This window comes from Curtobacterium sp. RIT-PI-V (assembly GCF_025642935.1).
Taxonomy (GTDB): domain Bacteria; phylum Actinomycetota; class Actinomycetes; order Actinomycetales; family Microbacteriaceae; genus Curtobacterium.
Genome location: NZ_JANZKM010000005.1, coordinates 1 through 21,373, shown reverse-complemented (window position 1 = coordinate 21,373; position 21,373 = coordinate 1). Strand labels below are relative to the sequence as shown.

The 21,373-nt window shown below is 66.0% G+C and carries 27 protein-coding genes; 15 read left to right on the top strand and 12 right to left on the bottom strand.

Annotated elements, in window-relative coordinates; translation table 11 throughout:
• Positions 1-29: 29 nt before the first annotated feature.
• The 3 genes from OGL88_RS05265 to OGL88_RS05255 form a co-directional block, all read right to left on the bottom strand.
• Positions 30-1,334 carry a glutathionylspermidine synthase family protein gene (locus OGL88_RS05265; protein ID WP_263090269.1) on the bottom strand — a complete coding sequence of 435 codons (1,305 nt, stop codon included), beginning with the start codon at positions 1,332-1,334 and terminating at the stop codon, positions 30-32.
• On the bottom strand, positions 1,334-1,612 hold the full coding sequence (locus tag OGL88_RS05260; protein WP_263090267.1) for a tRNA-dihydrouridine synthase: 279 nt from the start codon (positions 1,610-1,612) through the stop codon (positions 1,334-1,336). Before OGL88_RS05260 ends, OGL88_RS05265 begins: the two co-directional genes overlap by 1 nt.
• Before the next feature lie 628 nt (positions 1,613-2,240).
• A complete protein-coding gene (locus tag OGL88_RS05255) occupies positions 2,241-3,089 on the bottom strand; it encodes a hypothetical protein (RefSeq protein ID WP_263090266.1) in 849 nt (282 codons plus the stop codon).
• A gap of 92 nt (positions 3,090-3,181) precedes the next feature.
• Here OGL88_RS05255 and OGL88_RS05250 point away from each other — a divergent pair, with 92 nt between their 5' ends.
• Entirely contained in the window at positions 3,182-3,484 is a 303-nt protein-coding gene (locus OGL88_RS05250) for a hypothetical protein (protein WP_263090265.1), read from the top strand.
• A 234-nt stretch (positions 3,485-3,718) separates the two neighbouring features.
• On the opposite strand, the gene OGL88_RS05245 is transcribed toward OGL88_RS05250, so the two are convergent.
• On the bottom strand, positions 3,719-4,027 hold the full coding sequence (locus tag OGL88_RS05245; RefSeq protein ID WP_263090263.1) for a hypothetical protein: 309 nt from the start codon (positions 4,025-4,027) through the stop codon (positions 3,719-3,721).
• 156 nt (positions 4,028-4,183) lie between these two features.
• Here OGL88_RS05245 and OGL88_RS05240 point away from each other — a divergent pair, with 156 nt between their 5' ends.
• A complete protein-coding gene (locus tag OGL88_RS05240) occupies positions 4,184-4,333 on the top strand; it encodes a hypothetical protein (RefSeq protein WP_263090262.1) in 150 nt (49 codons plus the stop codon).
• 308 nt (positions 4,334-4,641) lie between these two features.
• On the opposite strand, the gene OGL88_RS05235 is transcribed toward OGL88_RS05240, so the two are convergent.
• The gene (locus OGL88_RS05235) at positions 4,642-5,265 is read right to left on the bottom strand and encodes a recombinase family protein (protein WP_263090261.1); all 624 of its coding nucleotides are present in this window, start codon (positions 5,263-5,265) and stop codon (positions 4,642-4,644) included.
• Between the two features lie 218 nt (positions 5,266-5,483).
• On the opposite strand from OGL88_RS05235, the gene OGL88_RS05230 reads away from it, so the two are divergent.
• The 3 genes from OGL88_RS05230 (at position 5,484) to OGL88_RS05220 (ending at position 8,848) form a co-directional block, all read left to right on the top strand.
• The gene (locus OGL88_RS05230) at positions 5,484-6,581 is read left to right on the top strand and encodes a type I restriction endonuclease (protein WP_263090259.1); all 1,098 of its coding nucleotides are present in this window, start codon (positions 5,484-5,486) and stop codon (positions 6,579-6,581) included.
• A 23-nt stretch (positions 6,582-6,604) separates the two neighbouring features.
• The gene (locus OGL88_RS05225; protein ID WP_263090257.1) at positions 6,605-7,627 is read left to right on the top strand and encodes a DUF4263 domain-containing protein; all 1,023 of its coding nucleotides are present in this window, start codon (positions 6,605-6,607) and stop codon (positions 7,625-7,627) included.
• A gap of 321 nt (positions 7,628-7,948) precedes the next feature.
• Positions 7,949-8,848 carry a helicase associated domain-containing protein gene (locus OGL88_RS05220; RefSeq protein WP_263090254.1) on the top strand — a complete coding sequence of 300 codons (900 nt, stop codon included), beginning with the start codon at positions 7,949-7,951 and terminating at the stop codon, positions 8,846-8,848.
• Positions 8,849-8,930: 82 nt separating this feature from the next.
• Here OGL88_RS05220 and OGL88_RS05215 read toward each other — a convergent pair whose 3' ends face one another.
• Both OGL88_RS05215 and OGL88_RS05210 read right to left on the bottom strand, forming a co-directional pair.
• Positions 8,931-9,356: an aromatic ring-opening dioxygenase LigA gene (locus OGL88_RS05215; protein ID WP_263090252.1), complete on the bottom strand. Its 426-nt coding sequence runs from the start codon at positions 9,354-9,356 to the stop codon at positions 8,931-8,933.
• Positions 9,357-9,414: 58 nt separating this feature from the next.
• On the bottom strand, positions 9,415-9,756 hold the full coding sequence (locus OGL88_RS05210; RefSeq protein ID WP_263090249.1) for a histone-like nucleoid-structuring protein Lsr2: 342 nt from the start codon (positions 9,754-9,756) through the stop codon (positions 9,415-9,417).
• A gap of 106 nt (positions 9,757-9,862) precedes the next feature.
• Here OGL88_RS05210 and OGL88_RS05205 point away from each other — a divergent pair, with 106 nt between their 5' ends.
• From OGL88_RS05205 to OGL88_RS05185, 5 genes are all read left to right on the top strand, one after another.
• Positions 9,863-10,894, top strand: coding sequence for a PDDEXK nuclease domain-containing protein (locus OGL88_RS05205; RefSeq protein WP_263090247.1), 1,032 nt, complete (start codon positions 9,863-9,865; stop codon positions 10,892-10,894).
• A 320-nt stretch (positions 10,895-11,214) separates the two neighbouring features.
• Positions 11,215-11,547 (top strand): hypothetical protein, encoded by a 333-nt coding sequence (locus OGL88_RS05200; RefSeq protein ID WP_263090245.1) that lies wholly within the window; start codon positions 11,215-11,217, stop codon positions 11,545-11,547.
• Between the two features lie 21 nt (positions 11,548-11,568).
• Entirely contained in the window at positions 11,569-11,946 is a 378-nt protein-coding gene (locus tag OGL88_RS05195) for a helix-turn-helix domain-containing protein (protein ID WP_263090243.1), read from the top strand.
• 920 nt (positions 11,947-12,866) lie between these two features.
• Positions 12,867-13,199, top strand: coding sequence for a GntR family transcriptional regulator (locus OGL88_RS05190; protein WP_111085177.1), 333 nt, complete (start codon positions 12,867-12,869; stop codon positions 13,197-13,199).
• A gap of 535 nt (positions 13,200-13,734) precedes the next feature.
• Positions 13,735-14,685, top strand: a complete 951-nt coding sequence (locus tag OGL88_RS05185; RefSeq protein ID WP_263090239.1) for a helix-turn-helix transcriptional regulator — start codon at positions 13,735-13,737, stop codon at positions 14,683-14,685.
• A gap of 91 nt (positions 14,686-14,776) precedes the next feature.
• Here the strand turns inward: OGL88_RS05185 and OGL88_RS05180 are convergent, their stop codons facing one another.
• The 4 genes from OGL88_RS05180 to OGL88_RS05165 all read right to left on the bottom strand — a co-directional run bounded on the left by OGL88_RS05180 (position 14,777) and on the right by OGL88_RS05165 (position 16,120).
• A complete protein-coding gene (locus tag OGL88_RS05180; RefSeq protein ID WP_263090237.1) occupies positions 14,777-15,049 on the bottom strand; it encodes a hypothetical protein in 273 nt (90 codons plus the stop codon).
• Positions 15,046-15,324 carry a hypothetical protein gene (locus OGL88_RS05175; RefSeq protein ID WP_144757307.1) on the bottom strand — a complete coding sequence of 93 codons (279 nt, stop codon included), beginning with the start codon at positions 15,322-15,324 and terminating at the stop codon, positions 15,046-15,048. Before OGL88_RS05175 ends, OGL88_RS05180 begins: the two co-directional genes overlap by 4 nt.
• The gene (locus tag OGL88_RS05170; RefSeq protein WP_144757309.1) at positions 15,321-15,533 is read right to left on the bottom strand and encodes a hypothetical protein; all 213 of its coding nucleotides are present in this window, start codon (positions 15,531-15,533) and stop codon (positions 15,321-15,323) included. The genes OGL88_RS05175 and OGL88_RS05170 overlap by 4 nt, the downstream gene beginning before the upstream one ends.
• A 179-nt stretch (positions 15,534-15,712) precedes the next feature.
• Positions 15,713-16,120, bottom strand: coding sequence for a MarR family winged helix-turn-helix transcriptional regulator (locus OGL88_RS05165; protein ID WP_186322139.1), 408 nt, complete (start codon positions 16,118-16,120; stop codon positions 15,713-15,715).
• A gap of 508 nt (positions 16,121-16,628) precedes the next feature.
• Between OGL88_RS05165 and OGL88_RS05160 the strand changes: the two genes are divergently transcribed.
• Together OGL88_RS05160 and OGL88_RS05155 are read left to right on the top strand one after the other, a co-directional pair.
• Positions 16,629-17,099 carry a MarR family winged helix-turn-helix transcriptional regulator gene (locus OGL88_RS05160; protein ID WP_263090230.1) on the top strand — a complete coding sequence of 157 codons (471 nt, stop codon included), beginning with the start codon at positions 16,629-16,631 and terminating at the stop codon, positions 17,097-17,099.
• The gene (locus tag OGL88_RS05155) at positions 17,096-17,308 is read left to right on the top strand and encodes a hypothetical protein (RefSeq protein ID WP_194673838.1); all 213 of its coding nucleotides are present in this window, start codon (positions 17,096-17,098) and stop codon (positions 17,306-17,308) included. Before OGL88_RS05160 ends, OGL88_RS05155 begins: the two co-directional genes overlap by 4 nt.
• Positions 17,309-17,736: 428 nt before the next feature.
• Here OGL88_RS05155 and OGL88_RS05150 read toward each other — a convergent pair whose 3' ends face one another.
• Entirely contained in the window at positions 17,737-18,828 is a 1,092-nt protein-coding gene (locus tag OGL88_RS05150) for a BLUF domain-containing protein (protein ID WP_263090228.1), read from the bottom strand.
• Between the two features lie 372 nt (positions 18,829-19,200).
• Here OGL88_RS05150 and OGL88_RS05145 point away from each other — a divergent pair, with 372 nt between their 5' ends.
• The 3 genes from OGL88_RS05145 to OGL88_RS05135 all read left to right on the top strand — a co-directional run bounded on the left by OGL88_RS05145 (position 19,201) and on the right by OGL88_RS05135 (position 21,210).
• Positions 19,201-19,947, top strand: coding sequence for a PP2C family protein-serine/threonine phosphatase (locus OGL88_RS05145; protein ID WP_263090227.1), 747 nt, complete (start codon positions 19,201-19,203; stop codon positions 19,945-19,947).
• A gap of 223 nt (positions 19,948-20,170) precedes the next feature.
• Positions 20,171-20,701: a sigma-70 family RNA polymerase sigma factor gene (locus tag OGL88_RS05140; RefSeq protein ID WP_263090225.1), complete on the top strand. Its 531-nt coding sequence runs from the start codon at positions 20,171-20,173 to the stop codon at positions 20,699-20,701.
• A gap of 47 nt (positions 20,702-20,748) precedes the next feature.
• Entirely contained in the window at positions 20,749-21,210 is a 462-nt protein-coding gene (locus OGL88_RS05135) for a DUF4383 domain-containing protein (RefSeq protein ID WP_205464314.1), read from the top strand.
• The last annotated feature ends 163 nt before the right edge of the window (positions 21,211-21,373 follow it).

The following is a 21,373-nucleotide window of genomic DNA, read 5'->3' as shown; positions in this document are numbered from 1 at the left end:
CGATGCGATCCTGGGAACGTCTGTCCCGCTCAGCTCCGAATGATGTTCGGCGTGAACCGGCACCAGTAGTCGGTGATCGGGCCGTCGGACTCGCGGATCCCGACCCCGTAGGATTCGCCGTTTACGACCCAGGAGCCGAGGACCGGGTGGTTGTGGCCGCGTGACCCGGGGAAGTCCGGCAGCTCGTGGTACTGCTGCCACACCTGCTCGGCACCGGTGCCGGCGCGCCGGTACTCGGTGCCGTTCGACGTCACCGAACCGTCGGCGCGGTGGACCGCGATGCCGCCGCCCTCGCGACCGAAGACCGGTTTTACGACGAAGTCCGTCATGCCGTGGGGTCCGTCCGCGTACGCCGGTAGGAGGTTCGCGTGTCCGGGGAAGAGCCGCCAGAGCGCGACGAGCAGCAGCTTGTTCGACAGGAACATCTTCCACGCCGGCTCGTACCACCGGCCCAGCCGACCACGGTCGCGGGTGAGGAACGCGCCGAACTCATGGTCGCCCTGCGCACGGTCGTCCCCGGATACGAGGTCCTCCCAGGGGTACAGCTTGAACAGGTTCCGGATCACCGGGTACTGCGTGCCGTCCTCGTCGCCGGGCAGCGTGAAGACGCTCCGAGACGACCCGGCGGGCTCGGGGTTGCCGACGAACTGGCGTGCGGCACCGTGCCAGCCGATGTCCTTCATCTCGATGCCGGTGTGTTCCCACCCGGCCTCGGCGGCGAGGTCGCGCATGTAGGCCACCGTGTTCCAGTCCTCGCCGGCGGTGTCCACGTCGGAGTGCGCGACGAAGAGGCGGCCGCCTTCCTCCGCCCGCAGCGACTCGTGCAGCAGGGTGCGCCAGCGGGCGACCATTGCCTCGTGGATGCCGTTCCACTGGTCCGTCCCCGCGGGCAGCGAGCCGTCGGCGAGACGGTCCTGCAGCCAGTGCCACTGCGTGACCGACGCCTCGATGAGCCCGGTCGGGGTGTCCCCGTTGTACTCGAGCATCTTGGCGGGGGAGCCGTCACCTGCGTACGCCAGGTCGAACCGGGCGTAGACGTCCGGTTCGCCCTGGTCGAGCGACCATGCGGCGAGCTCGAAGCCCTCGCGGGTGAGCCCGAGGGTGCCGAGCGCGCCGGAGGCCAGGTAGCGCGCGGCCTCCAGCGACATCCGGTGCAGTTCCTCGGTCTGCTGCTCGAGCGCTTCCACCTCCGGCAGGGTGAAGACGTAGGCTGCGCCGTCGTTCCAGTACTCGACCTCGGTGCCGTCATCGCGGACGGACCGCGAGTAGATCAGCCCGGTCTGCTGGATGCGGCGCTTCCAGTCCGGTCGTTCGGTGAACTCGACGCGTTCCATCAGCCGCCGAACCCGCCGTGCTCGCCCGAGCCGCCGAACCCGCCCTTCGTGACGGAGCTGCCGCGTGACGAGATACCCGACTTCGCGCTCTTCCCGGACGGCAGCGTGCTCGTCCCGCCCGACGCGGTGTCGCCCACGGCCGGCACCTTCGTCGCGCGGTTGCTGCCGATCGGCAGGTAGTACCAGCCGGCGTGACCGCCGTGGTTGTTGCAGTCGTCGTCCGGCAGACGCTTCTGCGTGCTGTTGTCGCGGCAGATCTTGGCGTAGTCGCTGTCCACGCCAGCGCCCTCGCCGCAGCCGGTCAGCGACGCTGCCAGAGCGGCCACTACCCCGATGGAGACGACCCGAGACGCGCGACGACGAACACTCATGAACTCGACACTACCGATGTGTTCCGCCCTCCCACGACGGTCACGGGCCGCCGCAAGCATCACCTCGAGACGCCGCCGTCAACATCGCGGCCTATCCCGCTTCCACCCCCGCCGATACGCTCCGAGAAGAACTATTATCGGAACTGACTCCGCTTCCGCACATGGTCGAGGCCGGCGCAGCGGACGGTTCGTTGTTCAGGTGCGTCAGCGTGTCTGCGGGGGCTTGGTGGGGGAGGGCGTGGACTGTGCGCATGCCGCCTCGTATTCCGAAGCTCCCGTCCACGGTGTCGGTGCACGGGCACCGTTTGCAGCTCGAATTGGTGCCGTCGCATGCGGCGCGGAAGACGTGGCGGGTGACCGAGCAGCTCGGCCCTCACCTCGTAGGTCATGCGCCGCTGCTTTATGAGCGCGGGCAGTTCAGTACCGAGACGTCGACGGGGACGGTTGAGGATGCGGACTGGGGTGTGGTGCTGATGCATGCGTTCGGTCGGAGTTGGTCGCCGCCGAAGTAGTGCGCCACCGGTAGGTGGATGGTTCAGGTGGTTGGGCCGGCGGTGTGGTGGGGTGTCTGCATGGTGGCGCTGCTGATGAGGTGCTGCTGCTGGAGGTCGTTGCCGCCGGTGAGGGCGGTGAGTTGCACGGTGCCGATGGGGGTGGTGCTGTCGAGGATCGCGACGAGCTGCTCGAGGGGGAGGCGGCTGGTGGTCCGGAGGGTGTGGAAGTGGCGAGCGATCACGTCGCGGAGCTCGGATTGCACGGCGTTTTCGAACGCGGCATCGGGCAGGCCGGTGAGTCCGGCTTCTCGGTAGATGCGGCGGGTGAGGTAGACGGTTCGTGCGGTGAACACCAGTAGCGCCGCGCCGCTGCACAGCCACGCGACGGGCGTACCGATCAGCGCCAGGCCGCCGGCGATCACGACGCCGATAAGAGCGGTGATGACCGCTTCTGGGACGGCAGCGCGCGTTCGGACGTCGGCGAGTTCACGGGCTCTGGCTGAAATGGCGCGGACTTCGTCGGGTGCTGGTTGTGGGATCGGTGCTCGGGCGACGGTGTCGTAGGTTCGCGCGGTCCGGCTTCTGGGCGTGGTGGTGCGGATGCGGAAGAAGTCGTCGTCGATGCTGCGTTCGGAGACGGGGTCGCCGCCGATGTCGGTGAGGTAGCCGCGAGGGACACCGTAGAGGTCCGCGATCGCGGCGAGAGTCTGCGGGTCGATGTCGTCGACAGCTGTGGCGTGCGGGGCAGCGTCCGGGTTCACAGGCTGGCCGCCGTGCTCGACGAGCGACCACACCAGCCGGGCCCGCGGCGGCTGTGCTGCGCCGTCGAGGGTGACGGCCATCATCGCGATCCGGTGCCGCAGTACTCGTTGTGCGGCGCCGCTGGTCATGGGATCACCGTAACCGGCTCCGCACTTCGGCTGCTCGCGCAGCCCGGGTACTGTGCGGGCAGCGGTTGCTCGTGATCCAGTAGCGTCGGAGTATGCGGTTGCGTCTGCGACTGCATGGGCGACGGAGCGTTGCCGTCCTGGCGCTGCTCACGGTGCTGGCAGGGTTGGTGGCGTTTGCTGCGGACCAGGTTGCGTTCCCGCTGGCGCCGGCGTTCCCGTTCTTGCACCTCGGCGTGTACTCGTATGCGGTGTGGGACGACGGGCAGAACACGGTCGCGTTCGCCGCGCGGGCTGTCGCGTACGCGGCTGCGGTGTTGTGCGTGCTCCTCATGGTCGCGACCGTGATCGCATTGGTGCGATTCCACCGGTCGCGTAGCCGGCGGCAGATCCGCTGAACAGACGCTCGCTGAGCGCTTCGCACGGAACCGTTGCGATAGCGGTCCCCGCTGCGTCAACGCGCATCCGATGCGGTGACGGTTCTTCGTTCGGACATGCCGCAGAAAGTCACGACCGCCTCGTCGATGACCTCACCGGCGAGCACGGCGTCTCGTTCGATGGTAGCCACCACGAGATTGATCTGATCCCCGAGCCGCGTTTGAGTACTGTCCGGCAGAGATCGGCGACCGGGCTCAGGTCGATGGAGCGGCGTCCGGGCCGAGCGCGGTCACTGTCCCGATGAACCGAGCCTGTTCCTCGTCGTCAGTGAAGGTCACGGGAGTGAGTTCAGAAACCGGAATCAGCCCACGCGCTCCTTCATCTGTCCTGAACCACACCGCGGGAACGGGTTCGCGGTCCTTCTCTGCTGCCAGCATTGCATCGGCTGCGAGACGCGGCCATTGCGCCTCCTGCTCCGCGGAGACCCCCATCGCTACCGACTGAATCGTCAACACACGCACTCGTTCATATTGCGCCGGAACATGCTCGAGCGCCTCCCTCATGCTGATCCGCCAACGAACATGTTGAGGCGTGAAGCCGCACGAGTTGGTCGCTGACGTCTTTTCTGTCGCCGCCGGAACTGCGCTCGCGGCGTGAGCGATGTTGACGAGCGTGACGATCCCACGCCACAGACGTGGACCACGAGATATCGGATCCCGATGGCAATCGGAACCGGCTTCTTGACCGCGCTGTGCTTCTGGCTGCTGTTCACCGGAGCAGCGACCGAGAAGTGGGTCGGTGGGGTTGGGTTGGCTGCCCTCGTGGCCTGGGTGTTCGTGTTTCGAACGCTCTACCGCCGAGGCTACTGAGGGTCCTCGTCGGCGTACGTGGATCGTCCCGCTGGCCGATGACTGCTGTAAGGAGCCGCCGGACGCACCGGTTCCTCCGCGGGAAGCTGCCGCGCCGCCCGAGCTCGGCACCGTGACCGACTCGTTGTCCAAGTCTTGGGGCGCCGGGTCACTTGCTGGCTTTGTCGATCAGTACCGTCAACACGCTGCGATTGATCGGCCGAAGGATGTGGGCGCTCACTCGGCCCTCCTTGTCGAGAACGATGCTTGCCGACCTCGAGTTGGATGCATGCGCACCGGACGCGAGCTGTAGTGAGGGGTGCAGAACGTTACACGCCGACGACGTCGCCAGGAGCCGTATTGATGGCAGCGGGGGAGATGGGTGTCGCGAGCATCCGGTAGAGGGTGGTGCGGTCGACGCCGAGCCCTCGAGCGACGGTGGACTTGGGGACGCCGGTGCTGATGAGCCGGCGTGCTTCGGTGATTTGGTCGTCAGTGAGTTTGCGACCCCGGCCCTTGTACTTGCCGGCGGCTTTGGCAATGCGGATGCCCTCGCGTTGGCGTTCGCGGATCAAGGTGCGTTCGAACTCGGCGAACGCGCCGAGGAGGTTGAGCATAAGTCGGCCGATCGCGTCGTCGGTGTCGCGACTGTAGGTCTGCTGTTCCTTCACGAACTCGACCGAGGCGCCCTTCGCGGTGATCTCGTCGACGATGTCGCACAGATCACCGAGGGAACGGGCGAGCCGGTCCATCGATGCGACCCGAACGGTGTCACCGTCTCGGACGTAGCCGATGCAGTCGGCCAGGGCCAAGCGGTCGCCGCGTGCACCGCCGGAGATCTTTTCCTCGAACACGCGGTCGACGTCGCCGATCGCCTCGAACTGCCGGTCGAGGTTCTGATCGATCGAACTCACCCGGACATAGGCGACGGTCTGCGTCTTGTGTTGCACCACTCCTAGACCCTCGCACACTCCTGTGGCAAAAGCACCGAACAGGACCCTAGAACAACGCGAACTGACCACCCGAGGCACCGTTGCGCTGGGGTATACGCCAGCACTACACCTGTGGCACAACGGGCGAGGGGTGAGTCCTCGTCCCTCAAAGTGGCGACATCGAATGAACCTGAGACGGCTTCATCTGCAATAACGTCTGTGTAGACAGAGGAGGAACAGTGGAGTTCGAAGAACGTCTCGCCGCCCTGGCCACGAAGGTGCAGAACCAGCGAGAGGCCATCCAGACCGAAGAGGCGACGAAGAACGCGTTCGTCATGCCGTTCATCTCGACGATCCTCGGCTACGACGTCTTCAACCCGTTGGAGGTCGTGCCCGAGTTCACGGCCGACGTCGGGGTGAAGCGCGGCGAGAAGGTCGACTACGCGATCATGCGCGACGGCGAGGTGCAGATCCTCATCGAGTGCAAGAAGTCGACCGAGCCACTGAAGATCGAGCACGCTTCGCAGCTGTTCCGCTACTTCTCCGTCACGAACGCCCGGATCGCGGTCTTGACGAACGGCGAGGTCTACAACTTCTACACGGATCTCGATGCACCGAACAAGATGGACGACCGTCCGTTCCTGGTGTTGGACCTCGCCGACATCGATGAGACCCTGCTCCCCGAGCTGAGCAAGCTCACGAAGGACGTCTTCGACCTCGACTCGGTGATCAGTGCTGCTGAGGAACTGAAGTACGTCGGGTCGATCAAGCGGGCAATCGCTGCGCAGTTCCGTGAGCCGGAGGAGGACTTCGTGCGTCTCTTCACGTCACGTGTCTACGACGGGCGGTTCACGCAGGAGGCGCGGACGCAGTTCACGGCGCTCGTCGCCAAGGCCTCGAAGCAGTTTCTCAACGAGCAGGTCAACGATCGACTGAAGACGGCCCTCGGCGCTTCGTACAGCGCACCCATCGGCGCGGAAGCACCGGCGGAGGCCATGACGAGCGCAGCCGTCGCCGAAGACGACCTCGATCGTGACACAGAGATCGAGACGACGCTCGAGGAGCTCGAGGGCTACCAGATCGTCAAGGCCATCGCCTGCAGCGAGGTCAAGCCGGATCGCATCGCGCACCGCGACCAGAAGTCGTACTTCGCGGTACTGCTCGACGACAACAACCGCAAGCCGATCGCACGCCTCTGGTTCAACGGCAAGAAGCAGAAGTACCTCGGCCTGTTCGACTCAAACAAGGTTGAGACGAAGCACGTCATCGAGAACGTGGATGACATTTACCTACACGCGGAGTTCATTCGAGCTACCGTCGCCCGGTATGAGGCATGAGGGATCCACCTCACGAAGACCCGGTGCTGGCGCTGCAACTTAATAGTGATCTCGACCAGCAAGGTGTGCTGAGTGTTACGCACGTGCAGGTCAAACGGGGTCCCAGGGCTTGGAAGACGGCATCGTTGTTCCGCTATGGCGATGATGACACAGGCGAGATCACTAACGAGAAGCTCACTGTCAAAACCTGGATTCGCAAGTCAGACAACGACAGTTATAACTTTGAGGAGCAGCCCAAGCATACTTGGACATGCGAAGGCGCCGAGATTGAGGCGGTTCTGGCCCTAATCACAGCTGAATTGCCCCACGACGGAACGTTCTACTTCGCTCCCGATCGGGCTTCCGCGTTGCTTGCGCGGACCTTGGCCAGCGAAGGTGATACCGCGGTTGCGGTGGTGAGTGAGTTACTGCAGAAGCCTGGAGTTCGCGCTGCACTGGTGGGGAGTGACGCGGTGTCCTCCGCTACGGCGCTTCTCACCCATCAGAGTAGGTCAGCGGCGCTGGATCGATTGGAGGCAGCCGCCCTCGACCCAGCAAGTAGCGAGAACGACTTGCAGAAAGCTTTGGAGGGCCAGTGGTGGTTGTTTGGCGGGCAGTACATCGGTGAGGCTGGCCGTCGCTCTTTTCTTGTGCTAGATCAACTCGATATCCCTTTGCTTCGCGCCGACGGGTCGCTTCATGTCGTAGAACTCAAGAGGGCACAGATACCCGCCCTAATCAAGAAATACAGAAATCATTACATTGTAGGCTCCGAAGTTCATGAGGCCGTGGGGCAGGCAATGAACTACCTTCGCTCCTTCGATGAGAGCTCCCCGTTGATCTCACAGGATTTCGGGGTTGATGTGAGGCGATCTTCGGCTACGGTCGTGATTGGGCACAGCGGCTTTGTCTCTGGCGAGGTCTCTCGCAAAGATGTATCTACTACACTCCGGACCTACAATAGTCATCTGTCGCGCGTGCAGGTAATTACATTTGACGACCTCATCGATGGAGCCCGCGCGGCTCTCAAAGCGTCTGATTTGGCCGAAAATCCTGAGCTGACATAAGAGCGCGCTATCGGCCTCGTTTTCGTAGTGTGGGGACGAGGATGATGACGCCGGCCGCGGTTGTGATGGTATTTACCCACGTCCAGATGGTGCCGGCAACCAGGGCCCGATTGGTGCTGCCGATTGCGGTCTGGGTTGCGGGGTTGAAGGCGTTTGCTTGGGCCACGGCGGCGTATTGCAGGGGGAGACCGACCGCTGCGGCAACGGTGCCGACGATCAGCCATCCCGGATGCGGGCCGTTTCTCGGGGAGCGTCGACCGGGTGCAGGCTGGAGCATGTGGCGATCGTCGCTTGCGTTCGTAGGTCGGCACAATGGTGAGCGTGGACGTGCTGGCGGTGCGGTGGGAGAGCATGTTCGCGGCGCTGGTGTCGTTCCGTGATGAGTACGGGCACGTCGACATCCCGCGGTCGTTCTGCCGCGGCGCGGGAGCGTCTCTAGGAGCGTGGGTTCATCGGCAGCGGTCGTTGGCGGCCGCGGGCAAATTGCCGGCGGACCGGCGAGAACGACTCGAGGCAGTCGGGATGCGCTGGTCGTTGTCGGAACGCACCACTGGCATCGCGGCGTTCGCGGCATTCCAGTGCACAGAGGGACATGGGTTGGTCCCGCACGTTTTCACGACCGCGGACGGGTTCCCATTAGGGACGTGGGTGCAGTCCCGACGTCGGCAATGGGCGAACGATCCGGTGAACACGGTTCGGTTGTGGCCGGAGTTGGTGGATCTCGGCTTCGTTTGGCAGGTGCGTGACCGCGACGCCGCTTGGGATGCCGGCGTTGCAGCGTTGACGCAGTACAGCCGTGATCACGGGGACCTGGCGGTGCCGCACTGGTTCACAACCGCGGACGGATTGCAGCTGGGGCGGTGGGTGGACTCCCGCCGCGTCGAATACCGCACGGGTGCGCTGCTGGCGGCCCGGGTGGAGCAGCTCGAACGAATCGGGATGGTGTGGCGGCTCCGCCTCCCGGCAGATGACCCCGCGCGGCAGCGCCGCGAGGATGCGCACTTCGCCCAGATGCTGCGCCGTGTCCAGGCCTGGTCGACGCAGCACGCGGGACAGCTGCCCGCTGCGCGCGTTGTCGATAGTGACGGGATTGCGATCGGGCGGTGGCTGATCCGTCAGCGTCAACTTCACCGGGACCACCGGCTCGCTACCGACCGGGTCACGCAGCTCAACGCATGGAATCGCGCTTGGAGCTGCCCGCCAGGGAACACATCGACATAAGTGCGCCGTAGCGGCAGTCAAAATGATGCAGCCGGATCGTCACGTGGATGACGATCCGACCGTGGGCTGTGCCGAGGAGGGGTTACTTCCCGAGGCGGCGGAGGGCGACGCCGAACAGGGAGGTGACGAGGCCGAGGCCGATGGCGAATGCGGCGGTGCCGAACGAGACCACGGAGGTGAACAGAGATGCCCGCAGGAACGATGCGTTCATGATGACGGGCCGGTTCGGGTCGTTTTGGGGGAGTTCGGCGAAGGTTTTCCCGTCGCTGATCGCGGTGGCGTGCGTGTTGATGATCTCGGCTTGCGCGTAGGCGGTGAGGGGGCCGCGAACGGGGCGTTCGGGGAGGAGCTTGCTGTCGGGGGAGACGGTGATCTTCTGCGCGGTGAGCTCGGCAGAGATCAGGCCCCACACGACGGCGCCGGTGGTGCTGAGGATGCCACCGGCGAGGATACCGACGGTGCCGATGTTCCGAACGGTGCGGACGTGTTGACGGCGAGAGCGAGTCATACGAGGAGTTCCTTCTGCGGTATCGGACAAGCGCCACCCGTTGCGGGCGCTGAGGGAGTTAGTGCGCCGCGGTGTAGGCGTCGCGGACGGCTTGGCTGATCCGGCCACGGGAGGAGACGTCGTGGCCGTTCGCGGCGGCCCATTCGCGGATCTTGGCGAGCTCGTCGGGGTTGCTGCGCGGCTTGCTGCTCGAGCTGCCACGCCCACCGCGAACCGAGACCTTGCGTGCGGCGGCGACGTAGTCAGAGAACGCTTCGCGGAGGGCGTCGGCGTTGTCGTCGGTGAGGTCGATCTCGTAGTGGCCACCGTCGAACGAGAACTGCACGGTCTTGCCGGTTCCGTCTTCGATGGTGTCGCCGGTGAGGTCGTCGACGAGGTGCGTGGTGACTTTCTGCGCCATGATGAGGTCGCCTTTCGCTTGGGGTCATCTCCACCCTGGCATAGCTGATCAGTAGAACGCTTTGTTCGTGGTTCTTGCTGCGGTAGGTCGGGCAGACTGGGTGGTGATGTCTGATTCGTTGCCGGTTGTGTCCGGGTATACGGCTGCTCTTGCCGAGCTGAAGCAGCAAGTGCGCGATGCCCGCTTCACGGCACAGCGCCGCGTCAACACGGAACTGATTCGCCTCTACTGGGGGATCGGCGCGACCATCCTGCAGCGCCAAGGCGACGAGGGGTGGGGGAGTAACGTCATCGGCCGGCTCGCGACGGATCTGCGGGCGGAGTTCCCGGAGATGAAGGGCTTCTCGCGGGCGAACCTGTTCTACATGCGCCGGTTCGCGGGGGAGTGGCCGGCGGATGCAGTTGTCCAACAGCCTGTTGGACAACTGCCCTGGGGGCACATCACCGTCCTCCTCGACCGACTCGCTGACCATGAGCTCCGGAACTGGTACGCCGCCCAGGCTGCAGCGAACGGGTGGTCGCGGAACGTGCTCGAGCACCAGATCCGCTCTGACGCGCACACGCGGCTGCAGGCGGCGCCGACGAACTTCGCCGAGGTCCTCCCGCCGGGGGACTCGGACCTGGCGCAGCAGATCACAAAAGACCCGTACGTGTTGGACTTCCTCGCCCTCGACGGCGACGCGAAGGAACGCCACCTCGAGCAGGCACTCGTCGACCGGATCATCGACACCCTCCGCGAGCTCGGCGAGGGGTTCGCGTTCGTCGGCCGGCAGGTGCACTTCGACGTCGACGGGGACGACTTCTACGTCGACCTGTTGTTCTTCCACGTCGAGCAGCTCCGGTACGTGGTGATTGAACTCAAGACCGGGAAGTTCAAGCCCGAGTACCTCGGCCAGCTCAGCTTCTACGTCGCGCTCGTCGACGACAAGCTCCGCCGACCCCAGCACGCCGACACGGTCGGCTTGCTGCTGGTCGCGGACAAGAACGACGCCGTCGTCCGGTACTCCCTCGCCGGCCAGCAGACCCCGGTTGGTGTCGCCAGCTACGACCTCCTCCCACCAGCGGTACGCGCTGCCCTGCCCTCGGAAGCCGACCTCGCAGCCGCACTGACGACGGAGACCGACACCCCCGAGCCCTGACCAGGAGCGCGTGCACCAGAAGCCTCCCCGCTGTGTCTCACGGAGGGAACCCCGGATTCTCGCAGGAGCTCGACTTGGCCGTGGGCTGTGCGGTAGCGGATCGGCTTTCGGGCGGTGTTGCTCGAGGGTGGGGACGGGTGGTGGTGGCGTATCCGGTTAGGTCGGTGTGGTGCTGCCGGGTTGGCTCCGAGTGCTCGCGGCGAGTTACGGTCCGTCAGGGACGTGCGATGTCGTACATGACGGGGAGTGGGGGTGGGGCGGTGGTGACGGGAGTGCTCTGGGAGGTGCGGTGTGCTTGGCATGATTGCCGGCTCCCGGGAGTGGTCGCGGTGTCGTTTCGTCCGCACGCGGTGGGGCCGTCGGGGTGGGCGTTGACGGTGTGTGCGCATCATGCTGTTCCGGTTCCCGAGAGCGCGGCTGGGCAGGGATGGGGTGTTGGTGTGAACGCGTTGCGGTTGCGGGGTCGGTCGGAGACGGAGTGGGACATCATCGAGAGCCTGACGGACCGGATCGTCGGCCGGGTGATTCTCGAGAACGGAGCGTTCTTCCTCACCGATGTCGACGGTGAAACCGAGGTCGGCGCGTTCTACCGCCTCGAGCCAACCGTCCCGGCTGCGGCGGCCGTCCTCGGGGGACGCTTCCTCGATCCGTGACCGTGGGTCTACGGTCGGTTCATGTCGACGCCGTCGGACGAGCTTGCAGCGGTGGGGATCGATGTTGGCGCGCAGAAGCCGGCGGTGGCTCGAGCGTTGGTCTGTATCGGGTCGCGGTATCGGGGGCTACTGACAGCGCCGGAGATCGCGGCGGCGAGCGGCTACAGCAAACGGGGCCTGCAGGAAGCGTTCCAGCGGGACCTGGGGATGCCGCCCTCCCTCGTAGTCCGGGTGCTGCGGTTGCACCGGGCACGACAGATGATCCTCGCGAACCCGTATCAGCCAGTCGGAACGGCCGCGGCGGCGAGTGGGATTGCGCACTTCGGCCGGTTCTCCGCCTACTACCGGGCCCAGTACGGTGAGACACCGTCCGAGACCGCACACGCCGCCCGCGCCTAACTGCCGGCTTGAGGGCTCCAGCGAGTGCCCTGGAGTTGGGGCTGCCGGGGCAGATGCGCAGACCAGTGTCGCGTCGAGTCCAGTGCGAGAGAACGGCCGTTCCCCCTGTTTTGGGGATGGATCCGCGTGATGAGGGCTGTTTGACTCTGGTCATGAGCAGGTTCGGGTATCTGCTCCGCAGCTGAAACCGCGTTTGCGTGGTGTCGCTCCGGGATGTCTGGCCGCCTTCGGGTGGCGGCCAGACATGCCCCGTTCGGTCCGTCGCCGAAGCGGGGTCCTCTGTAGTGCCGACTTGTCAGGACATGCGCGTGGTCGCATCGTTGATGGTGCGCCCCCTGTTCGGGTCAGGATGTGGCGCGTGCGGGATGTCGGTGGCGTGTGGTGCGTGGCCGACATCCCGAACCTCTTCCGGGGAACTGGACAGAGGGTTCCGCCGGCGATGGGTCGGCCCTATGCTGTGCGGAGCGCTCCGCGGCAGTGATGCTTGCGTGACACTCGTTTCCCGTTCGAGAGACTTGCCGTTCCTGCCTTGAGGCTGGTGGGGGAGTGCGCTATCCCGGGGGTGGCGGGATGACCCGAACGTTCCACCGCTCCCGGGAACCCACTTTCGCTGGTAGCGGCATGCCGGACCTATTTGAGCGTCAGCGCGGCCACCAGAAGCGTTGCCGTGACGGCGGCAAGGGTGCCGAGGAGTGCCCATTGCCACCAGTGCATGCGCAGGCTCCCGCGTGGCCGGCGAACGGGAGCGGGCTTCCGCCGTCGAGAAGATGGGTGGCACATCGGTTGCACGGTACGAGCCGTCGGTTCGTGCAGACTGTGTGGCAGCAGCTGGGTGGTTCCCGTTGCTAGCGGGGTGGGCTGCTACCTGATCCGGCAGCCCACCCCGCGGTTCGACCAACGGGGCGAAGGGAGGCCGGCGTATGAGTGATGGTGACGTGACGCCGGCATCGCCTGGCGCGTTCTGCCTAGTACTACCGGGCCCGCGTCGAGTGGGAGGGTTCCTGCAGCAGCGGGTCGAGCAGCTCATCCGAGACGCCATCGCCGATGGTGTCCTTCTGGAGGGTGATCAGTTGCCGCCGTACCGGGTCGCTGCGGTGACGTCTGGGTTGAGCATTCACACGATCCTGAACGCGTATCGGGCACTGATCGCCGACGGTGTGGTGCGGTCGGTGCCCGGTGACGGCTACTTCATCGCCGGCCCTGTTCGTTACCGCGACTTCTTTACCCCACCGAACGAGCGACCGCCGGTGTGATCAGTGGCAGCTGGGAAGCGGGCGGCGTACGCAGTAGGGTGCAGATGTCGTCCGGTAGAGCATGCTCTCAAACGGCACACGGGCCCCTTTCGGCAACACTGGGTGCCCGGCCGGGGTGGTGTTTCAGGGACAGCACCCCGGCACCAATCCCACCCGGAAACCGCCCGGCGGAGGACCCCCGCCGGAGGGCCTCAAAGGCCCAGCGCGGCTGTCGCCGCCACACCCGTACACCCTGGCAAGGGCCGCACGGGCGGTCACAGGACCTGCACCGGCCTGATCAAGTACCAGTCCGGGTCTTGCGCCAGGCACTCGAGGTGCCCTTCCGGCCGGTCCGGTATGTCGTACCAGCTCTCAAGAAGCTCGCGAAACGCACCGCACCGCACCCGAGTTCGTTGACCTGTGGTTCGCGGCGTGCGTTGACGCAACGTCGGTGGGGACCGTGATTCGGACGGATCAATCATGCCCAGGCAAGCGGCGTCCGGAACCTCGCTCCCGTGTCCGCGTCTTTGAGGGTGTGTTCGACACAATCGACGATGTGAACGAATTGATGATGGACCGCACGCGTTTGGCTGTGCGGACCAAGGAGATCGCGGCGGCGCGTGATGCTGTGGCGCGGACCCATCTGACCTACGGGTTGCAGGTGGGCGCTGTTGATGATGCGCCGTTCGTGTTCGAGGAGACCGTGTCGGGGACGGAGCTGTTGTCGTTGGAATCGACGCGGTGCACGGGAATCGTTCGTGGGGAGGTCGAGTCTGGTGACGCCGTGATCGTGACGTGGTTGAAATCCGGCTGTGGCGCCGTGGATGGGAAGGCGCTGCTGCGGGGTCGGCCGGTGCTGTATCGGGAGGGCCGGCAGTCGTTTCGGTGGGCGGGGTTCCAGAAGGATGTGATGCGCATCGACCGGGAAACCGTCGAGCAGGTCGCCGCGGAACGGGGCGGGTGGAACCCGGCACCGTTGGAGTTCAAGCCCCATCACGTGCCGGAAGGGGCGCCGCTCGCGGCGTGGTGGCTGGTTGTGCGTGCGATCGCTCCCGAGATCCTGGGCAGCACCGGACCGGTGTCGCTGGAGCGGGAGCGGGAGCTTGTCCGATTCGCGGCCGCGGGCTTGTTGACCGCGGTCCCGCACTGGCCGGTCGGGCAGGGCCGTGAGGCACCGGCGCGCACCCGGTTGACGAAAGCCGAAGCGTTCCTGCTGGACCACATCGCGGAGCGGATCACCGTCGACGACGTCGCACAGGCCGCGGGCATGAGCGTGCGGGGACTGCAGGGCGCGTTCCAACGCATCCACGGGGTGTCGCCGCTGTTCTATTTGAAGGGCATCCGGCTGCTGCTGGCGCGGGAGCAGCTCGAGTCCGGCGAAGCCGAGTCGGTGGCAGCGGTGGCCCGGTCCGTCGGGCTGACGCACCTCGGCCGGTTCGCGGCGTCCTACAAGGCAGAATTCGGCCAGCTTCCGGGCGACGCGCTGCGGGCCGCCGCCGAGGGTTGACCGCCGAGCGGTTGCTGCCGGAGCGCGGTATCCAGTTCGACAAGTCGGTAGAACACGGTTCGGTGCGCGTCTGTGAGCCCGCCGGGGTTGGTCAGCATGGCGGCTCGATTGGGGCGGTCTGGACGTGGCGGTCGAGTGCGGTCTGCGCGTCTGGCAGGGTGCGGTAGTCGCCGAGGTACTCGCCGAAGCCATTGCGGACGAAGAAGTGCTGGCCGTGCTGGTCGATGCTGCCGGCGAACGCGCCGCCGCTGTCGGCAACCCAGAAGCCCGCGTCGGCGGCAGCCCACCGCAGCATGGTGGATGGGACGGTGACGGTGACGGTGAGGGCGGGAGAGGTTTTGGGGTGGTGCAGCAGGATGCTCATGCGCGGGGCTTTCTGAGGAAGTCGCCATAGGTCGGCTCGGTCGGGGAGATCAACTCGTCGCTTGTTGCCGGGGTGGTTGTGACGATGGTGGGGAGGTCGTTGATGCGGGCGACGACGATCGCGTGGACCTCAGCCGGCGTCAGCAGACCGCGGCGATGCCACTGTTGCGGATCCGCCCGGGGGCCTGCTTCCATGAGCGGTGCCGTCGTGGGTTCTTGCAGGAGCGGCCCCATGTCGATCGGCTCAGTCGGCGTCGCCGCCGCCCCGGCGCTCACCAGGCACTCGCGACGACGATGGCTACCGTCGCGACAGTCACCGACACAAGCCCGGTCGTGACCGCGACGACGGCGAGGCGCCGGGTCCAGCGTGCGTGCTGCACTTCGGTCAGCGGTGATCGCTGTGCGCCGTAGTGGGCGGTGAAGCTGAGGTCCGCGCGGGGCGCGGGCGCAGGTGTAGCAGTGGGAGGAACGAGGGTGTGCGTCATGCCGAGCGGCCTTCCCCGTGGCAAGGCTGGCCACGGTGACTGGTCAGGCACCACCTCCGTCGTGCTGCTGGCGAGAAGCGCCGGCGTCGTCGCGACCGGGGCGCGGGAGTCCTGACAGCAATCAGGGTACGAACCCGGACCCTTGGCGTCTAACTTCCTTAACTAGAAGCGTTATTTGGTTACTGCGCCGAGGTGCTGGTGTGTGTCGCGGTGCGGTCGACAACCTGCTGCACGGCGGCAGCGAGCTCAGCGATCCGCTGGGCTTCCGCGGCCGGCACCGCGTCGAGCAGCTCCTGCACGGCTGCGGGTAGCCCTTCGTACGCCTCGACGAGGCTGCGTTGTCCGTCCGGGGTGAGCCGCACGATGCGGGATCGACGGTCGTCTGGGTCGGGTTCACGCACTGCGAAGTCACGTGCAGCGAGCCGGTCGATCGTCATCGTCGCCGCCGCACTGCTGACACCGAGCGCCTCCGCGAGGTCTGCTGCGCGCGCGGGGAAGCCGCCGGCTTCTCGCGCGGCGAGGAACTGCACCGTCTGGAAATCATTTGCCTTCAGGCCCATCCGAGCGCGTGCACGGTTCTGGAGCATCGTCTCCGCGACGCGAAGCCGGTTCACTGATTCCAGTAGCAGCACCCCTGCAGGAATGTGCGCACCGTCCTCACCCATCAGGCCCTCCAACCTGCAGCTGCCGGCCGCCTAGCGGCGGCCCGTCCGCATGTCAGTGTGCCAGCCGAGGCCCGGACAGACGTCCGGGCTTCCCGCGCCCTGCAGGGAGCACGCGCCACGACGACGTATCCGTGCTGCGCAAGAACCGTGACCGTGTGAGGTTTGCTCGGCGTAGGACGTGAGGTGTGGGCGCCTGCCCGTGGTTCGGGTCAGGGGGCAGGCGCCCTCGCGCTACGACGTCCGCTGGTGCGCGTGACGATTCCAACCCGAGCAGCAGCTCGGACGGCCAGCGGCTAGGGTTCCGCGGCGCAGCCCCGTAAACGGCACCGAGCACCACCCGGGTTCGGTCAGGTAGTTTGTGAGGTGCGGGATGGCTGTTGTAATTCGTCGCCCGAGCGCCGCGGAACGGCCGATTTTGGACGGTGGGGGCATGTCGGAGACGCCTGTTGTACCCGTGGCCGCATTGCTCGATGCGGTCGAGCGGTGCCGGTATGCGGCTGCGCGGCTTGAGCGCACTCGGGCGGCCGCAGGACACACGTCGATCACGGAGCGGGAGGCGCTCCGGTACCTCCGGGCTGCGTCGGCGCGGGATGAGCCGTGCACGCCGAAGCAGCTCGGCGAGCACCTCGGCATCACCACGCCGTCGATGACGAGCCTGCTAGACCGGTTGGAGGCGTCCGGATTTCTCACGCGAGTGCCAAACCCCACCGATCGACGCTCCAGCTACGTGCAGCTGACTCTGGCTACACCGGATCGAGACGACACCGACCCACTTGCCGCGCACATCGCCGCCCTCTGTGCCGCCATTCCCCTAGCGGACGCGGAGATCATCACCCGGTTCCTCAACGACCTCGCAGCCCTCCACCCCACCACAACCGGAACAGTGCAGGAGACACAATGAGCAACATCACCCCACCCTCCGTCCCAAACGATGACGGTGCCCTCGAGGGGCCCGACGTGGAAGTGGCCACCACCGACTCGGATGGCACGGTGAAGCCCGCTGGTCTCGGTGACGACAGCACCATCCCGAACCACCCGGACGGGCTCGCCGCCGGTTACTCCGATACCGACTCGCACTTCAACCCCGAAGAAGACACCCCCACGCAGTAACCCGGTTCTGATGGGTCCGCGATGGTGCGGACTGGTCACAGACCCACAACTGTCGGATAGTGGAAGGTCCGCCGGGCAGTTCGGGTCCGCACGACGCACCTGGGGTACCGCCGAGCTTCAAGGAATCGGCCGGTACCCCGCACCCCTGGAGATTGACCCCGCTCAGGTCCATGCAGACGGTGCGCTCCGCGGCATCGACGCCGCGGATCTCTCATCGTCGTCTCGGTTCGCGTTCTCCGCGGAGGGGAGTTGAGCGGTGTGCACTATCCCGGGGACGTGCGGGATGACCCGAACTGTCCGCACACCTCCGCGAGCACGAGCCGGGGGTGGGTGCAAACTGTGGAGCAGCAGCGGGGTGGTTCCCGTTGCGAGCGGGGCGGCTGCCACCTATCCGGTGGCCGCCCCGCGCCTCCAACGGGAGCGCGAACCTACTGGGAGCCGAACAGGTCGGGGCGTGCAGTGTGTTCGCGGGTGCGGTCGAGTGGGATCTCGAAGAGGTCAGTACGGCGGTAGTCCTCGGACCAGCCTCGGCGCATGCGTGATGCTGCACGGTCGAAGGCTTCGATGATGTCGAATCCGGGGACGAGGAGCGACTGCACGCGGAGGCCGTCGTAGAGGGCGAGGAGCTGTTCCGTGGCGCGGGCGGGCTCCATCGTGTTCGGTTCTCGACCAGTACGGATGTCGTGCTCGAGGGCGGTGCGGATGGTCTGCCGGAACCGGAGGTACAGGGTGCGGTAGTAGTCCGCACCCTCGTTTGCTGGGTCGGAGCTTGCTGCAAGGGTTGATGCGAGCAGCCGCATCAGTGCGGGTTCCTCGGCATACGCGACGATCAGCGCGTGCAGGTATGCGACCGCGCCGTACTGCTCGGCGATGGGCAGCAAGGGCCGAGACAGGGTGCTGGACCACCGGTCGACGGTGGCGGTCAGCAGGCTCTGCCGGGTCGGGAAGTGTTGTCGGAGTGCGTCGACGCTGATCCCTGCGGTGTCGGCGATCTGGTCCATGTCGGCCCGTTCCACGCCGACATCGTGCAGCACCATGATCGCGGCGCTGATGATCTGCAGACGCGGCTCGATCGCATCGCCGACGCCCTGGTCGGTCAATGGTGCGAGGGGGTGCTTCCGGAACCACTCCAGGAGTGCTTTCGCCCGCGAACCGCCACTGCCGCCGGGGACGGCAGCCGGGTGGTCGGAGAACAGGTCGAGGAAACCTGGGATGTCTTTGATGAGGGGGTCGGTGGGTTGGAACGCCATCCACCACTCGGGGAACGCCCGTTCACTGATCTGGTCGGCGGCGACTTCGCGGACGTTGATGTGGCGTGGGTCCTGCCGGATCCCGGCGAACCGCTCCCGGACGACGTCGTCGTCGCCTTCGATGATCCCGAGACAGTTGCTGCCCTGATGGGCCAGGATCCCGGTGATCCCGAGCTGCAGGTTCTTCTCCCGGGCGATCACGAGGATCTCCGCGAGTTCCTCGTCCGTGACCGGGCGAGCCATCGTGCTCACGTACACCAGTGACAACATTCGGGACCCCTGTTTCCCTCGAGCGCGTCTTCCTGCACCTCAGACTGACCCACCGACCATCAGAACAGCAACCCACGCCGTCCTCCTGCGCCAGCCGGATCATGAACTGTGTCGCCAGACAAGCGGACGGTGGTCGGTGGAAATGCCGACATCGTGGCAGCGCCGATCGGGGGTATGTTCTCCGCAGCCCGGTTAGAGCAAGCTCCTGGGTCAACAGGGTGCCGCCGCTGTTGCTTGCGTGGTGTCCCACCGGGATGGTGTCGCAGGGGCACCATCCCGGACCCCTCCCGCTCCGTGCTGCTTTCAGGATCTCGGGAGTTGCATGCCGGCGAGCAGGGGGAAGCAGATGAGACGACGCATCGCGTGGGTGAGATGACGACCGACACGCGCGCCCCACGCGAGGCCGGCGACGACGAACTCGACAGCGCTGACTCCTACTGGATCGACGCGGTCCAGCGAGCGATGCGTCCTGCACCCGCCGTTCTCGACGAGTACACGATCGCGACCACGGCACGGTCTGCGCGAGGGATCTCCGGAGACCTGTCTGATGTCACTGTGGACAGCCAACGCGGATACGCCACGGTCACGGTGGGCGACGTCATGGGCAAAGGCCTTGCCTCAGGGGTGCTCGCTGCGAACCTCCTCGGCAGCCTCGAGGTGTTCCGCCAGGAACCACCCGGCGAAGCCGTCGACGCTGCGGAGACCGCGACCCGAGACCACTTCGAACGCGCATCCGCGTTCGCGACCTTGTTCCACGCCCGGCTGCGATTCCGGGATGGACGGATCGAGTTCGTCGACGCGGGCCACGGCCTCACCGCGCACGCCCACACAACCGGTGCCGTTGAACGGATCCCATCGGCGGACTTCCCGATCGGCCTGCAACCCGCCGGGATACCTCGCCTGCCCCGTATCCTCCATCTCACCCCCGGGGAGCTGCTCCTGATCGTCAGCGATGGCCTGTTCGAGCTCCCCGACGCGTCCATGCACACACTCACGCAACTCGCCATCGAACTGCGAACAGCGACGCACCTGCAGCTTGCGCTCACCGCCTTCCTCGAAGCCGCGGGCCCAGACCTCGACGACGACACCACCCTCACCGCGATCCGCCGCCACCCCTGACACAGTGTTGTGGCCATGCGGCGCGTGATGCCATCGCCTCGCTGAGAGATCGATCGGTGCAGGGCAGCGCGCGAACGGCAGGTGCCTGAAGAGGCGTCGGGCTCCAGTTCGACCGCGGAGTACCCGGACGACGTGCGACGCGGTCCCCGGACTGGGGGAAACCGGTCGTGATCCGAACGCCTACGGTGAACCCATCACCAGTAGAAAGATCGGTACGCCCCACATGCCCGGCAACCAACCAACAGCTATCGACCCGTTCACGGCCGCCTACCGGCAGCACGCGTCCGGGTTGCGCGGTTTCGTGGGAACGATCATCATCGACCGGCACCTCGCTGAAGACGTCGTCCATGAAGCGTTCCTCGAGTGGTGGCAGCATCCGGCCCGGTACGACCCGACTCGCGCCACGCTCGAGTCATGGCTGCGCACAATCGCCCATCGACGAGCCATCGATCGGATCCGTAGCCGTGAAGCGTCCCGCCGGCGGGACTTGCGCCTCGGGATCCGCGATCACCACAGCACCGACTACAGCCTTGACCAGTTCGACGCTCACTTCTCACGAGCTCAGCTCCGGGAGGCCTTGTCTGAGCTGACCGACAAGCAACGCGACGCGGTTCTGCTGCGGTACCTCGGCGAACGCAGCACCGCGGAAGTCGCCAGCGACCTCCACACCACGCTCGGGACGGCGAAAACGCGCGTCCGAGACGGCCTCATCGCGCTCCGTCAACGCCTGCAGGCCGACCCAGCAGCCGCCTGACCGCTCACGCACTCCGGCACTACCCCCTTCACCGAAAGGCACTTCTCATGACCAGCAACGCAGCAGCTCCGCGTACCGGCTTCGCCGCCACCCTCACCCAGAAGGGCGCCCTTCTGTTCGGCGTGGTCTTCCTGATCGTCGGCATCGCCGGCTTCATCCCCGGACTCACGATGGACATGGGGTCCATGTCGATGGCCGGTCACGGATCCATGGCGCTGCTCCTGGGCCTGTTCCAGGTATCCGTCTTGCACAACATCGTCCACTTGCTCTTCGGCATCGTCGGCGTCGCCGCAGCCCGTTCTGCCGGCGGCGCACGGCTCTACCTGCTGGTCGGCGGCATCATCTACGCGGTGCTGTTCATCTACGGCCTCTTCACTGCCAGCATGACCGGCGCGGCGAACTTCGTTCCGCTCAACAGCGCTGACAACGTGCTCCACGCCTTCCTCGCCGTCGCGATGATCATCCTCGGCATCGTCCTGCCCCGATCCAGCGCACGTGAACGCGCCTGATCTCGAAGCGATGACGTGAAGGGCACCGATCACACGATCGGTGCCCTTCGTTCATTCCTCCACAGCGACCGACATGATCAGACGATCGGACCGATGACCGACCGCACGTTCCACCAGACGTATCTGACTCCGATCGACGGAACGACTCTGGAAGTCGGCGCAT